The organism is Rhodococcus sp. MEB032, from assembly GCF_030208925.1.
Classification (GTDB): Bacteria; Actinomycetota; Actinomycetes; order Mycobacteriales; family Mycobacteriaceae; genus Rhodococcus_F; species Rhodococcus_F qingshengii.
In genome coordinates, this window is record NZ_JARVSY010000016.1 from 230,347 (window position 1) to 246,733 (window position 16,387).

The following is a 16,387-nucleotide window of genomic DNA, read 5'->3' on the forward strand; positions in this document are numbered from 1 at the left end:
CGTGGTGTTCGCTCCCATGGATTCACGTGATCAGCCACCGAACGTTCGTGAAAAACAAGGCTGGTGAAATGTGAGGTGACGGGTTGAGTGCTTTTCCGTTGTCTCGGGCTCAGCTCGCGCTGTGGTTCGCGCAGCAATTGAGTCCGTCAACTCCGTTCGTGGTGGCTCAGTACGTGGAACTACGCGGACCGGTTGACGTCGACGCGCTGATCGAGGCAACGAATACGGCATGTCATGAATTGGAGTCGCCGTTCGTTCGCCTCGTCGCTACCGATGCCGAGCCGGCACAGGTCGTCGATCATTCGATCGTCGACGATCTCGCATACCTCGACTTACGCAGCGACCGCGACCCGGTTCAGCGCGCGAACGAGTGGATGACAGCGGAATACTCACGGCCACTTGACGTGATGTCTGACCGCCTGATCTCGGCGACCTTGCTTCACCTGGCAGATGAGCACTACTACTGGTACTCGCACGCCCATCACCTCGTGCTCGACGGACATGCGGCGATGACACTCACCGCTCGGGTGGCCGAGCGCTATTCGCATCTGGTTCATGGCAAGACGCTGACTCCTTTCGGTGGTTTCGGGGTACGTGCACTGCATGACCTCGACGTCGACTACCGATCCTCGTCGCGGTATCGATCGGACGAGCAGTACTGGACGGAGATGTCCGAAGGCCTGCCCCGCCCGGTTCGCCTCGCCGACGGCGCCGGGCTGACGTCCATGCCGCAGCTCATGATGGTTCGGACACTGAATCCAACTCTTGCAAAACAGCTTTCGGATGTCGCGACCGAGTGGACTACGTCCGAGGTGGCGGTCCTCGTCGGTGCATTCGCGTCCTATCTCGGTCGCATGACTGATTCCGATGACGTAGTCCTCAGCTTGCCGGTGTCCGGCCGCACCACGGCGACGTCGAGACGTTCAGGTGGGATGCTGTCCAACATCGTGCCTGTTCGTGCGCAACTCGAACGGGATCTGTCGCCACGAGAACTGGTGCGTCAGATCTCGGTTCAAATGACCGGTGCGCTACGCCACCAGCGATTCCGCTACGAGGACATGGGCTTCCAGGAGGGGCAGGGCGGATCCCGTGAGGCGGCGGGCCCGGCCGTGAACGTCATGATGTTTCACGAAGCGATTCGGCTCGGTGACGTCGTCGGCGAATTTCACGTCCTCACATCCGGACCCACCGAAGACCTGTTCTTCAGCATTTATCCGTCGATCGCGGGGGAGAACGTTCGCCTTTCCTTCGAAGCCAATCCGCACCTCTACAGCGAACGTGACTTGGCGATGCATCATCGTCAGTTCGTTCGGCTACTCGAGGGGTTCCTCGACTCGGCTACCCGTGCGCTCGGTGACCTCCCCATCCTCTCGACGGATGAAGTGAAGGATCTGGTCCCTGCGCTAGGTCAGCGGACGGACGGATTCGCGACGCTCGATTCGGTCATCAGAGGCGGCGCAGGGCAGGGGAGTGCCGTCGCGATCCGCGAGCAAGGTGTGGACGTCACTTACGACCAGCTCGGCGCTCGCGCGGATGCACTCTGCGCCTTGCTCGTGGAGAACGGAGTCGGACGAGGCGACGTCGTCGGGATCCTCACCGGGCGCTCGACCGATTCCGTAGTTGCATTTCATGCAGTAGTGCGGGCTGGTGCTGCCCTTCTCTTCGTGGATCCTCAAACACCCTCCGAGCGTGTCGCTTTCCTTCTCGACGACGCCGACGTGTCCGTTGTGGTCGGTGGCGAACTCGTGAACGTGCCGGCTTGGGTCTGCGTCGTCAACCCCAGGGAAGACGAGACCGTCGAAGGTCCGGTGGATCGACGCGTGGGGGCGGGTTCATCTATCGCCGACCTGTCTCTGGACGACACCGCCTACGTGGTCTACACCTCTGGTTCTACCGGGCGACCGAAGGGTGTCGCGGTCACGCACCGAGGCATTGTGCCGTTGCTGCGTTCTCACGCACGGCGTCTGAACATCGATAGTTCCTCCCGCGTCGCGCTCCTTGCAAACACATCGTTCGACGTGGCGATCCTCGAGATTCTGCTTGCACACGGCTGCGGCGCGACCGCAGTGATCGTTCCTCCCGGATTGATCGGCGGAGTGGACCTCGACGACTATTTGCGGCTCGAAGGTGTCACGCACCTGAACTCGACGCCATCGGTTCCGTTGACGATGGATCCTCGGGCTTTGCCGGAACTTCGAGTCTTGAACGTCGGCGGCGAGCGACCGCCGGGAGCGCTAGTGGATGCGTGGTCGAGTCACGTCGACATCGTGAATTCGTACGGGCCCAGTGAAGCAACCGTCGCGGCATTCATGAGCGAGCCGCTCGCGCCTGGTGGTGATACTCCGATCGGGCGCCCGATCGACGGCGTTTCCGCTGTGGTGTTGGATTCGTCGTTGCTGCCCACTCCGGTCGGCGCCGCGGGGGAGCTGTACGTGATGGGACACGGACTGGCGCGAGGGTACCTTTCTCCGACGCTCACCGCGGAGCATTTTGTCGCTGCGCCCTTTGGTGCCACTGGTGCCGGCGAGCGCATGTACCGCACCGGGGATGTCGTGCGATGGAACGATGCCGGTCAACTCGAGTTCTTGGGTCGCTCTGATCAACAAGTCAAGATCCGTGGAGTACGCGTCGAACTGGGCGAGATCGAGGCTGTGCTCCTGTCGACTCCCGGCGTTGCGCAAGCAGCGGTGGTCGAGCGATCCGGGTCGCTTGCGGCGTATGTGACCGTGGCCGAAGGTGCAGCTCATCCGTTGAGCCAGACGATGGTGCTCGATCATCTGGCTTCCCGACTTCCTCGTTCCATGCTGCCGAGTTCGGTGACTATTTTGGCAGCATTGCCCGTCACGAGCCATGGAAAGACTGACCGTTCAGCGCTCCCCGAACCGGCGTCGTCCGCGCCGGCCGAGCAGCGCGCGGCGGTCAACCGTCCGATCGAGTACGACGAGGAATTGATTGCCTCGGTGATGGCCGAGGTCCTCGGCGTCGGAGTTCTCGGACCGCACTCCGACTTGTTCGCCTGGGGCGGTAGTTCACTCGACGCCGTGTATGTTGCCGCGCGAGTGAGTTCCGCTCTCGGAAGACGGGTTGGTGTGAGGGATGTGTTCGGTGCCCCGACGCCGGCGCGCCTGGCCCGGGTGATCCGTGCGGGGCGGGCGGAGTGGGTGGAGGAACCCCAGCGCATTTCGGACGACCTCGTCGTGGAAATCGCACCGGCGCAACAACGCCTATGGTTACTGAACCGTTTGGATCCCCAGTCGTCGGCGTACAACATTGCGTTCGAGGTCGCGTTCAGTGGTGCTCTGGATATCGAGGCGATGAGGATGGCGGTAGGTGACCTGACCGATCGCCATCTCGTCTTGCGTACTGTTTTCTCGTTCGACCAGAATCACGACGCGTGGCCGATCCAGGTTGCGACCGCGACTCCGGTGACTCTGATCGAGGTTGCGTCCGAGGATTACGAGGCTGCGTCAGCGGATTTGGTTGCGGCGGGTTTCGACCTGGCGACCGATGCGCCTCTTCGCTTGATCCTCGCCTCCGGCAGCGATGCCGACCACCGCATGACCGTGGTTGCCCATCACATCGCCCTGGACGGCCTTTCGTTCGCGACGATCGTCTCGGACCTCATCGCGGCGTACGACGCTCGCGCCGACGGATGGTCGCCGATCTGGCCTTCGCCCGCTCTCGACTACCGCGACTATTCCGCTTGGCACAGAACCATTCTCGGTGATCCCGCGGATCCACCGAGCTTGGCAGGACGCCAGCTGGAATTCTGGTCCGACACACTCGCCGGTGTTGATCCGACTCTGGCGCTTCCCGTGGACAGATCCCGCCGGCCGGACCAACCGTCGTCGGCTCGGGACGTGACGTTCGAGTTGCCCTCACCTATCCATGCGGCGCTGAACGAGATCGCTCGCGCGCACGACTGCACAACCTTCATGGTGTTGCACGCTTGCCTTGCGATCGCACTGAGCAAGATCACCGGTGCGTCCGATGTGGTCATCGGGACCCCGACCTCCGGACGAACGCATCCTTCGTTCGACGGTGTCGTCGGTATGTTCGTCGGGACCGTCGCGCTGCGAACGCTCCTTCGCGGCGGAGACACGTTCGGTGAGTTCTTGACTCGGGTGCGCGAGGTTGATGTGGCGGCCCTGTCCAATGCCGACGTCCCGTTCGACTGGGTGGTCGACCGTGCGGTCGGTGGGGGCGTAGGTGAGAAGAATTCCTTCCTCCGAGTTGTTCTCGCTGTCGATCCGGTAGCGCCCGACTCCGAGATCGCGATGGGAACTCTGACGGCGCACGGCACTCCGCTACCCCCCGTGCACCCTCGCTTCGACCTCGAAGTGACGGTGCGCGAGGATCGTACGATTGACGGAGACGCGAGCGGTATTCGCGGCACATTCCGATATGCCGACGATTTGTTCGATGCAGGCACCGTGCAGAGCTGGGTCGAGCGGCTTCGTCGAGTGTGTGGCTCGATTACCGAGAACTCGTCAATCATGCTGCGTGACATCGATGTTCTCAGTGTTGCGGAACGCGAAGAATTGTCGGCTCGGGTGCCGGCGCCGTCGATTGTCGCGCAGTCGCTGCCTGACCTCTTCGGGGCCGTCGCAGCCCGGCATCCGAATGCAATCGCGGTGTCGAGTGGCGATACTCGTTTCACCTATGAAGAGGTGCGAGTTCGTTCGGAGGGCCTTGCCGCTGTCTTGATCGATCGAGGAATTCGAGTCGGTGATCGCGTGGCGGTCGCCCTGCCTCGATCGGTCGACCTCGTCGTAGCCATCATCGCTGTCGTTCGCGCGGGCGCGACGTACGTCCCGATCGACTTGCAGTATCCCGACGCTCGTATCCACTACGTACTTGCCGATGCAGGCCCGAAAGCGATTCTGTCGACGGACGAATCTGCTGGGCGGTTCGTTGGGTACGAGCAACTTGTCATCTTCGTGGACGAGACGACTGACGCTACGGCCGACTGGCCCGTTGCACAGTCGGAGTCCGCCGCCTACGTGATCTACACTTCCGGATCAACTGGAGCACCCAAAGGCGTAGTGGTGTCTCAGGACAACGTGTTGGCGCTGCTCGCCTCGACCCGAGAGATCTTCGACTTCAACGCCGAAGATGTATGGACGATGTTTCATTCGTACGCATTCGACTTCTCGGTCTGGGAGATGTGGGGTTCGTTGACCACTGGCGGATCCCTCGTGATCGTGGACGGTGATGTCGCGCGCTCACCCGAAAGATTCGCGGATCTGATTGTGCGGGAACGAGTGACCGTTCTCAATCAGACCCCGGCCGCCTTCTATGCGTTGGCGGAAGTCACGCAGGAAATGCTGCTTCCGCTCCGGACGATTGTTTTCGGCGGTGATCGCCTCGACGCCGGGCGCGTGGAGGCTTGGTTCGATCGGCACCCGGGCGTGCGGGGCGTCAACATGTTCGGAATCACCGAAACCACAGTCCATGTCACCAGTTTCGATCTTGTCCCCGGTGACGAGACTGTCTCGCCGATCGGGTCCCCACTACCAGGGTTGCGCAGCTACGTACTGGACGCGTCGTTGAAGCCCGTCCCTCCGGGATCTGTCGGCGAACTGTATGTTGCGGGTCCGCAGGTGGCCGAAGGCTACTTGGGTCGACCCGCGATGACGTCTTCGCGATTCGTGCCTGAACCCGGATTCGATGGATCACGGATGTACCGCAGCGGCGATCTGGTCCGTTGGCGAGCCGGCCGACTCGAATATGTTCGCCGCGCCGACGGTCAGATGGCACTGCGCGGTTACCGCATCGAACCGGGCGAGGTCGAATCCGCGCTGTTGGCTCACACGTCGGTGGAGCAGGCCGCGGTAGTGGTGAGAGAACTCGACAGCGGGCCGACTTTGGTCGGTTACATCACCCCGGGGAGCGGACACGACCTCGACGGCGTCTTGCGGACTGCTCGTTCGTTGCTGCCCGCGCACATGGTTCCGTCGGCTTTGATGGCGCTCGCGTCATTACCGGTCACGATCAACGGCAAAATCGACCGAGCATCGTTGCCGACCCCGGTGTCTCTCACGCAGCCGACTCGGCAGTCGCGAGACTTCTTCGAGCAGACAGTCGCAGCCATTCTGAGCGATTTGATGGAAGTTCCGCATGTCGATCCGGTCCGGAACCTCTTCGATCAAGGCGCCAATTCCTTGATCGCCACTCGTCTTTCGTCGCGTCTGAACTCCGCCCTGGGCTGCAACCTCGACGTCCGCGATGTGTTCGAGCACCCATCCGTCGATCAGCTCGCAGACATCGCTGCTGCGCGGATAGGTGTAGGGCGAACCGGCGCGGAGCACGCGTCTGACGTGTCCTTGGTGCCTCGTTCGGACAACACGGAAGTGCACCTGTCAGCTTCCCAGCATCGAATGTGGATTCTGAATCAGTTGGATACAGACTCCGCCGGATACAACATCCCGATCGTGCTGCGCTTGGCAGGCGAGCTGGACGTGGTTGCGGCCGAACTGGCAATTCGTGACGTGATCAATCGCCATCGCACTCTGCGGACCGTGTATCCGGTTGTCGGCGGCGGCCCGGTTCAGACGGTGCTCGACGCCGAGGATGCGCTTCCGGCCTTTCAGCTCAAGGCACTCGACGGCGGCGACGCCGAGAATTGTGTAGCAGTACTGGTGGGTTCGGGCTTCGATGTCACCGTTGATCCGCCCGTACGTGCGGCACTTCTCCAGGTTTCACCCGTCGAGCACATCCTGGCTGTCGTCGTCCATCACGTTGCCGCCGACGCTCGATCGCTCGAATTGTTGGTCCGCGACTTCACTGCGGCGTACATCGCCCGCTCGGCGCAGCACGCTCCGCAGTGGTCGCCGCTCGCGCTCGAATACTCCGATTACAGTGCATGGCAAAGGGAATCGGGGATTCCCGAGACGGTACGAAGCTACTGGATGCAGGCTCTCGAAGGACTTCCCGAGCAGGTGACGCTTCCCCTCGATCGTCCACGTTCGACGTTCGCCCGTGCGTCGAGCTGTCGGGTGGAGATCTCAGGTTCGGTACGAACGGGCCTTCAGACACTCGCACGATCGAACAACGCGACCATGTTCATGGTTGTACACGCCGCTCTCGCGGCGCTGTTGGCGAGGTACAACGGTATCGATGACGTAGCTGTCGGCACTGTTGTGTCCGGACGCGTCACACCTGAACTCGACGAGCTGGTCGGCATGTTTGCCGGCACGATTGTTCTTCGAACCGAAGTCGATCCGTCGAACTCGTTCGGCCGGTTGGTCGAGCAGGTTCGTCAGCGTGACGTAGCGGCGTTCGCGCACGCAGAGATGCCCTTCGAATCGCTGGTCGATCTGATCGACCCACCGCGATCGCGTTCGCGACATCCGTTGTTCCAGGTGGCGCTCTCGTTCCGAACTGCTGAGACCGCCGCGTGGTCGATACCAGGGCTGGACATCACACAGATTGCTCCTGAAGTCAGGCACGCAAATTTCGATCTGCAGGTCAACGTCACGGACGAGGGGGTCGGGGGCGAACTCGGTCTCGAATTCGTCTACAACGCTGATCTATTCGATGATCTGACGGTATCGAGCTTTGCGGGCCGGTTCGAGCGCTTCCTGAATCAAGTGTCTGTCGACCCGAATGTCGCCGTAGGGCAAATCGACCTGTTGGACAGTGCGGAACGAGCTCTTCTCGTCCCCGCACATGGCGCGGTCGACCGGCCTGATCGATCTCGACCTTCCGGTACGACACTTGCCTCCATGCTGCGCTTCGGCGTCGAATCCGCCCCGGACGCTGTGGCGGTCGAGGGTGAGGGCAACACACTGACTTACCGGGAACTCGATGCCCAGTCGGATGTCGCAGCCGACGAGTTGCGCTCCCGGGGAGTTGGAGTCGACCAGGTCGCTGCTTGGACTGCGGATCGGTCGATTGCGTCGATCGTGCAACTGTGGGCAATCGCGAAGGTCGGTGCAGCTCCGGCATTGACGGACCCGGAACAGCCGCAGGCGCGAGTACGCGATGTCCTCGAAACACTGGGCACCGGAGCGATCGGCGGCCGCAACGCTGGTGGTGAAGACGCTGGTGGTGAAGACGCTGGTGGTGAAGACGCTGGTGGTGAGAAAGTCACCGACTCGGTGCGCGAATATTCCGAGAACCTGGCGGCCTACGTAGTTTTCACGTCAGGAACGACCGGAACCCCCAAGGCTGTGGTCGTGACCAACGGCGGGCTCGGTGTGATCGCCGAAGACCTGCCCGGTCGATTCTCGGCTGGGCCAGGTTCTCGCGTATTCCATCGCGGAGCGCCAGGATTCGACATGACGTTGCTCGAGGTGCTCATCGCGAGTGCGTCCGGGGCCACGCTCGTTCTGGCGAAGAACGAAGAACTGTTCGGCTCGGGACTCGCATCAGCACTGAGGCGCGAGCGAATTACTCATCTGTGCGCCACACCTACTGTCGTCGCCTCGATCGGCGATCCTTCGCTGCCGGACCTTTCCACGGTGATGTTCGGGGGCGAGCGACTCGGCGGCGCGTTGGCGAAGCGCTGGCAAGCCGGACGCCGAGTCATCAACGGATACGGACCTGCCGAGTCGACGATGTATTCGCTTGCTACCGAACCACTGTCGATCGAACAACTGTCGATCGAACAACTGTCGATCGAACAACTGTCGATCGAACAACTGTCGGCTGACACTCACGACGGATCGATCGGGTATCCACTGGCCGGGGTCGACGCCGTCGTACTCGATGATCGACTCGAACCGGTGCCGCCGGGAGTCGTCGGCGAACTGTATCTCTCAGGTCGAATGCTCGCTCGCGGTTACGCCGGCCAACCGGCCCGAACTGCGGAACGATTCGTGGCAACCGGTTCAGGCGCCCGGATGTACCGGACGGGCGATCTGGTGAGGTGGAAGCCGGAAAGCCCCAAATCCGAGGGAAATACGTATCGCCTGCATTATCTCGGGCGAACCGACGTGCAGGTGAAGGTCAACGGTGTCCGGATCGAACCGGGTGAGATCGAGGCAGTCATTCAGTCTGTCGCGAACGTCGACTTCTGTGTCGTCGGGGTTCGGTCGGCCGAAGGTGGAAGTCCTCTGTTGGTCGCCTACGTGAGAAGTTCAGGTGCCGAAAGAGTTGACACTGGTCAACTTCGCGCTGCCGCCGCAGAAGTCCTTCCGACGTACATGGTTCCGCATGCCATCGTCGACATCGAGGGCGAGCTTCCGATGCGGAACGGCAAGGTCGACTTCGCCCGTCTCCCGTCGCCGACACTGGATGCTTCCCGTGCAGAGGGGCCGGCCACCGCCACCGAACGTGTTGTAGCCGGAGCTTTTGGTTCCGTCCTCGGTGGGAATGAGGACGACCGCGACGCAGACTTCTTCTCGCTCGGGGGCAACTCGCTGTCGGCCGCGGAGGTTACCTCGCTCTTGAGTAGTACTCTGGGGCTGGTTGTTCCGCTCAGGACCGTATTCGAGCATCCAACAGTTGCGGCATTGGCAGCCCGGCTCGATTCGCTCGAGCAGAACGACTCGGTGACCGATCTTGTCCGACTGGAACCGCGCCGCGACCCCACGCCCGCACCCCTGTCACGAAACCAGCGTGCGATGTGGGTACTGAATCAGCGAAACACGGCGAGCGGCGCGTACAACCTGCCGATCTGCATCGAGATCGACGGTGAACTCGACGCGGCCGCGCTGCGTCAGGCAGCAACGGATCTTGTCGGTCGTCATGATGTCCTCAGAACCCGGTATCCGGGCACTCCACCGGTTCAGGTCGTGGATCCTCCGACCTCCGTGACAATGGAAACGCGGCTGGTCGCCGACATCGAGGTCGAGGTGCTGCTGCGAGAGTTCGGCTCGCGTGGTTTCGATGTAGCGGCAGACCTGCCGGTGCGCTGGATGCTGCTCCAGGTGTCACCGGTCAGGCACGTTCTGGCAGTGAGCTTTCATCACATCGCAGTCGACGGGGTGTCGATGCGAACGGTGGTCGGCGACCTGCTGACCGCGTACGGCAAGCGACGAGCTGGACTGGATTCGCAATGGTCTCCGTTGCCGATCCAGTACGGGGATTTTGCCGCGTGGGAGGCAGCACGTGACGTTTCCCCTGTCGTCGAGCAGTTCTGGCGCCGAACGCTGGACGGTGTGACATCTGTGTCTCCGCTGACGGTGGATCACTCCGATGGCGGGCCGGATACCTTAGCGCAGCGAGTGAACTTCGTGATACCAGCCGTCATCACCTCGGCACTGCAGGCGCGAGCCGACCGATTGAAGGTCTCGCTGTTCGCGGTGGTTCATGCGGCGTTGTCGGTGGTGCTTGCCAAGCTGAGTGGAAATCCCGATGTCGTGATCGCGACAGCTGTCGACGGACGGCGGGCGCCTCAGCTCGACGGCGTGGTCGGCATGTTCGTGGATACGGTGCCTCTTCGCCTTCGGATCGACGGGGACGTGCCGATCGATCTTCTGTTGGGTGCAGCTTTCGATGCTGATGTGGCAGCGTTCGAAAACAGCTCTGTTCCTGCCGAGTTGGTTGGTGAGCTGCTCGGTGGACGAACTCCCCAGATTGCGCTGGGTCTGCAGAACTTCGCGATCCCTGCCGTGGAGGTTTCCGGCCTCACGATCGAGGCTCGCGAAATCGAGACCGCGACAACGAAGTTCCCCATGCATGTCTCGCTCGCACCCGCTGACGACGGTTCATTGACCGGAGCGCTCATCTATGCCGCGAGCGCATTCGATCCTTCGAGCGCCGACGCGGTTACCCGACAGCTGTCGAGAGTGCTCACCTCGATTGCCGAGGATGTACCAGTACTCGTTTCGGATCTCGTGGTGGGCGCGGCGCCCAGTTGGACTGCTGCCGAGGTCGATTCGTCCCGCACACTGACCGAGATCTTCGCCGCCACCGCGGCGCGATTCCCGAACAACATTGCTCTCGACGACGGACACCGCACGGTGACGTATGCCGAACTCGACTCTGCCTCGGATGCCCAAGCCTGGGAACTGGTGGCTCGGGGAGCAGGACCGGGTGCTGTGTACGAGATTCCGGCGGTGCGGACTATCGCGTACCTGGTCCGAATGTTGGCGATCTCGAAAACGGGAGCGGCATTCGTGCCGATCGACCCCGACCTGCCACCGGCACGTCTGAAGCAGCTGCGCACAGTCCTCTCCGATCGCAGCCCTGTTCCCGGTCGGCAGTATCCGGATTCAGTCGCGTACGTTGTTCACACGTCCGGGTCGACCGGTGAACCGAAAGGCGTTGCAGTCACCCACCGAGGACTGGGCCTGCTGACCGACGATGCTGTCCGCAAGTACGGCGTGACCTCGGACTCGGTTGTGCTGCACGGTTACAAACCGACGTTCGATGCAGCAATCCTCGAGATGATGTTGGCGATCGGCGCCGGGGCTACCTTGGCGGTCGCTCCTCGGGAGGCTTTCGGCGGAAGGGCACTCGAAGAATTCGTCGCAGAACGCGGCGTCACTCACATGTTGTCCACTCCAGCCGTACTCGACACGATGGCTCCAGAGCGGTTCGATTCGCTCGAGGTGGTGGCAGTCGGTGGCGATGTGCTCTCACCTTCCACCGCGCGTGCGTGGAGTCGCCGCGCGCGAATGCTCAATGCGTACGGACCGACGGAATGCACGGTGGTCACCACTGTCGCCGAGGTGGATCATCGGGTCACCATCGGAGTCCCGCTCGCCGGAATCGGTGCAGAGGTGCTCGATACGCGACTGCGTCCGGTGCCGTGGGCCGGGATCGGTGAGTTGTACGTCAGCGGGCCCGGGCTTGCGATGGGCTATGCCGGAGATCCTGCCGGCACCGCCACGTCGTTCATCGCAGCACCCGGTGGGCACCGCCGTTATCGGACCGGTGATCTGGTTCATCGCCGCACGGATGACAGGCTCGGATTCGTCGGACGCTCCGACCGTCAGATGAGCGTGCGAGGAATCCGCGTCGAGCCCGCCGAAATCGAATCAGCTCTGCGTCGGTGCACGGGCGTCGAGGCTGCGGCGGTTGTCCTCGTCGACGACATCGCCGTTGCGTGCGCGGTCGGCGATGGTGTGGAGGCGGATCAGCTGACAATCGAGTTGGCCGCGATGTTGCCTGCGTATCTGATGCCCGGCCGCGTGGTCGTATTGGAGTCGATCCCGCTCACGACGAACGGAAAACTGGACGCAGATGCGTTGCGGCGCCATGTGTTCGAGAGCCAGGCGCCCGATGCAGCAGTGACGGTTTCGGAGGAACTCGTCACCGCTGTCATGTCGGAACACGTGTCCGGAAGTTTCGGCGCTCTGCACAACCTGTTCGAATCAGGTGGTGATTCGTTGGCCGCGGCAGCGGTGGCAGGTCGACTCGCCTCGATCTTCGCGCGAGATGTGCCTGTTCGCGCCGTCTTCGACAATCCGTCGCCGCGAGCGATGTCTCAGTGGCTGTCGGCGAGCGCGTCCGATGGCAAACGCCGCGAACTGACTCGACGTGATCCCGGCAAGCCGGCCCCGCTGGCGCCCTCGCAACAACGACTCTGGCTGATCAATCAGCTTCAGCCGGAATCGACTGCGTACAACCTGACGTTTGCAGCGGTCCTTGCAGACGACGTCGATCGTTCGGTCTTGAGCAGCGCGCTCGGCGACGTCGTCGATCACCATGCCGTATTGCGAACTGTCTGTGTTCCGGGTGAATTCGGTCCGCAACAACTTGAAATGGACTCTGTTGCATTCGATCTCACTGCGGTACACGTCGGCGATATCCGTGCGAGCGCTTCGGCATTCGCGACTGTGCCGTTCGATCTCGAACGAGATGTTCCGTTCCGTGTGCGTGTGTTCGCCGAAAAGGCAGGAGTCGACTCTGCAGGACTGACGGTCCTGGTCATCGTTGTTCACCACATCGCGATCGACGGAGCGTCGATGGGCCCGATCCTGACCGATTTCGTGGCAGCATTCGAGGCCAGGTCGGCAGGTCTTCCCTGGGATCGCTCGTCGGGGGAGATCAGCTACGGCGACTACAGTTTCTGGGCGAGAGAGAGCTTGGGTGACCCCGAGGATTCTCTCAGCATGGCTCACCGGCAACTCGACTATTGGTCGGACGCACTTTGTGGCGTCGAGGATGTGTTGGCTCTACCCGTCGACAACCCCCGGAGTCCCGTGTCTTCACGATCCGAGGAGATGGTGACGGAAGTCCTCGACGGCGCCACCTACGACGCGTTGTCGGCGTTGGCTCGTTCGCATGGCGTCACGGTATTCATGGTCGTCCACAGCGTGATTGCCGTGCTGCTCGCTCGCGAGTGCGTCACGGACGACGTCGTGGTGGGAGCAGCTGTGAGTCTGCGGAACGATCCGGCGCTGCTGAGCGTCGCCGGAATGATGGTGGGTACTGTCGCATTGCGCACGAGGATCAACTCCACCGATCGCTTCGCTGCTGTTCTGGACGAGGTTCGCCGTGTCGATCTGGAAGCAATGGCGAACGCGGACGTCTCGTTCGACGACGTCGTTGCGAAGGTCGATCCGCCGCGCAGGATGAACGAGCATCCGCTGTTCACGGTCATGCTGGCGTACCGGCGAGCGCTGGAGTTGCCGCAGATCGACGGCATTACCGTCTTCGACATCGAGAATTCAGGGGCGTCGACCGGTTACGACTTGACGTGGGACCTGGTCGACACCGGTGACAGTCTGACTATTCGATTGCTGTATGCGACGGACAAGTTCCGCGAGTCGACCGCGGAACTGCTCATGCAGCGGGTGAGACGTATCGCCGAATCAGTGACCGTGGAACCCGAGATTGTGATCGGGGAGATCGAACTGCTGTCCGGACTCGAACGCTCGGCGCTGACTGCTGCGAATCCTCGCCACGTCGAACCTCTGACGATTGCCGACATTTTCGAACGCGCTCTGCGTCAGGCGCCCGACGGCGTAGCGCTGGAAGAGAACGGAAGACGCTGGACTTACCGCGACCTGTACGAGGAGTCGTCGCACTGGACACGCGAGTTGGTGGTCCGAGGAATCGGACCCGACGACGTGGTGGCCGTTGCGCTCGGGCGCGGGCATCTGTGGATCGTTGCGTTGTGGGCAGTAGCGCGTGCAGGCGCAGCGTGGCTGTCGCTCGATCCGGCGCTGCCGACAGCGCGCCGGCAGACGATGGTCGAGGAATGCGGTTCGGTTGTCGGTTTGACAGCTGGAGGTGCATCCGAGAGTTTGCCCGAGTGCGTCGAGTGGGTGGCGATGGACGAATCCCGCACTGCTGGTGGCGCTGCCGAGGTATCGGCAACGCCGGCTCACCCCGACAACCTCGCCTACGTCATCTACACGTCGGGTTCCACGGGAAGACCCAAGGGCGTGGAGGTTTCACACCGCGGAATCATGAACGTCTGCACCGCACACGCCGAGATCGCCGAGCTCGAGCGTGGCCCCCGAGTCCTGCAATTGGCGTCGTCGACCTTCGACGCGTCGGTGATCGAGATCCTTCTCGCGGCTGCAGGGTGTGGAACGCTGATTCTGACTCCCGACTTCGTCTACGGGGGAGAAGAACTCACGAATCTGCTGATAGCCGCCGACGTAACACATCTGATCGTGACGCCGACGGTCCTGGCGACAGTCGATCCGGGTGCAGTGCAACCGTTGATCGTCGAATCGATGGGGGAGCCGCTCTCTGCGCGCCTTGCGTCGGCGTGGTCACCCCGACATCGCATCGTCAACGGATACGGACCGACCGAATCAACGATCGCGGCATCGATTTCCGCACGGATCACTGACGCGGACGTCACTGTCGGCACTCCAGTCCCTGGTACGACAGCATTTGTTCTCGATCAGAGGCTCCGACCGGTTCCGGATGGCGTTGCGGGAGAACTGTTCCTCGCCGGTGAGAATGTGGCACGGGGGTACGTCGCTTCCCCGGCTCTGACTTCCGAGCGCTTTGTTGCCAATCCTCATGCGGTGGGGACTCGGATGTATCGCACGGGTGACCTCGTGCGTCGTAGGCGTCACGACCGAGCGCTCGAGTACCTGGGTCGCAACGACGCGCAGGTGAAGGTGCGGGGTGTCCGCGTGGAACCGGCGGAGGTCGACGCGGCTCTGTCAAGCCATGGAGCAGTGGCCTTCTCGGTAACCGTTGTCTGTGACGACGGGCACGGATCCGCTGAGCTCCGTTCGTATGTGACGTTGGCGGAAAACGGTTCGGCGACGGAATCGGAGCTTCGCGGGTTCGTCTCCGGCCTGCTGCCGAAGCACCTGCTGCCTTCGTCGGTGACGATAGTGGGCGAGGTACCGTTGCTCGCTTCGGGGAAGATAGACGCAGCGGCACTTCCTGCTCCTTCACCGCAGCCAGGGTCGAGTGTGGATCGACCCATCTCGGATACCGAACGTCACGTGGCACAGGCATTCGAGGGCGTGACCGGCGCGATATCGGTCGGCCGCTACGACGACTTCTTCGAGCTCGGCGGGACATCGATGGGTGCAGTTCGAGTGGCTACGCGCTTGCGTGAGAGCCTGAACAGGGAATTCCCGGTTCAATGGATTTTCACCGACCGAACTGTGGCGGAGCTTGCCTCTCGGATGGATCTCGTTCATGCCGATGTCTTCGAGGGTGATTCGCTTCGTTCGGATCCGCTGGACACGGTCGTCATGCTCGGAGGCGACCCCGATGACCAACGGCCGCCGTTGTTCTGTGTGCATCCGGTCAGCGGAATTGCCTGGTGCTACGCCGGACTCGTCGGTCAGCTGCGGGGTCGACGGGTGTACGGCATCCAGGCAACGGGAGCAGGTGAATTGCCAGGCACGGTGGCGGAGTTGGCGTCGGGGTACGTCGATGCCGTACGGACGGTGCAGCCGTCGGGTGAATACCATCTACTGGGTTGGTCTGCCGGCGGAACGATCGCGCTCGAGATGGCGAGCCAGCTCGAAGAGGCCGGCGATCTGGTCGGTTCGGTTGTCATGCTCGACGCGCTGTTACCGGAGATGATGCCATCGGTACAAGCGGCTCCGAAACCTTCCGAACTGTTCGCGCAGATCGGGCTATCCGAGGTTGAAACTGAAACTGCAGCACTGACTTTCACAGACGTTGCGACAGAGATCCGAAGGCAGACCGGTATGGATTTCCTTTCCGATACGGTACTCGAATCCGTAGTGGGTCGGGTGGAAAAACTGTCGCGAATCGTTCGGGACCACACGCCGAGGCACTATTTCGGGTCAGTGGAACTGTTTGTGGCGCAGCATGATCTGCCTGAACATCGTCACCTGGTCGAAAGGTGGTCCGAACTGGTGGGGCCGTTGCGGGCGTACCTGGTCGACTGCTCCCACTCGGAAATGTCGAGCACTGAGGTGTTGGCGGAGGTCGCCCAAGTTCTCGTCGGCTATCTCGAAGGTGTCGATTCGGATTCGAAGGATCGCAATCATACTGGGGTGCAGTAGATCTAACGGGCCGGGACTTTGGTCCGGAATTG

1 protein-coding gene is annotated in these 16,387 nt (G+C 62.2%); it reads left to right on the forward strand.

Annotated features, from left to right (window positions below):
• Nucleotides 1-83: 83 nt before the first annotated feature.
• Nucleotides 84-16,355, forward strand: a complete 16,272-nt coding sequence (locus tag QRN54_RS18870; protein ID WP_285182794.1) for a non-ribosomal peptide synthetase — start codon at nucleotides 84-86, stop codon at nucleotides 16,353-16,355.
• Nucleotides 16,356-16,387 lie beyond the last annotated feature (32 nt).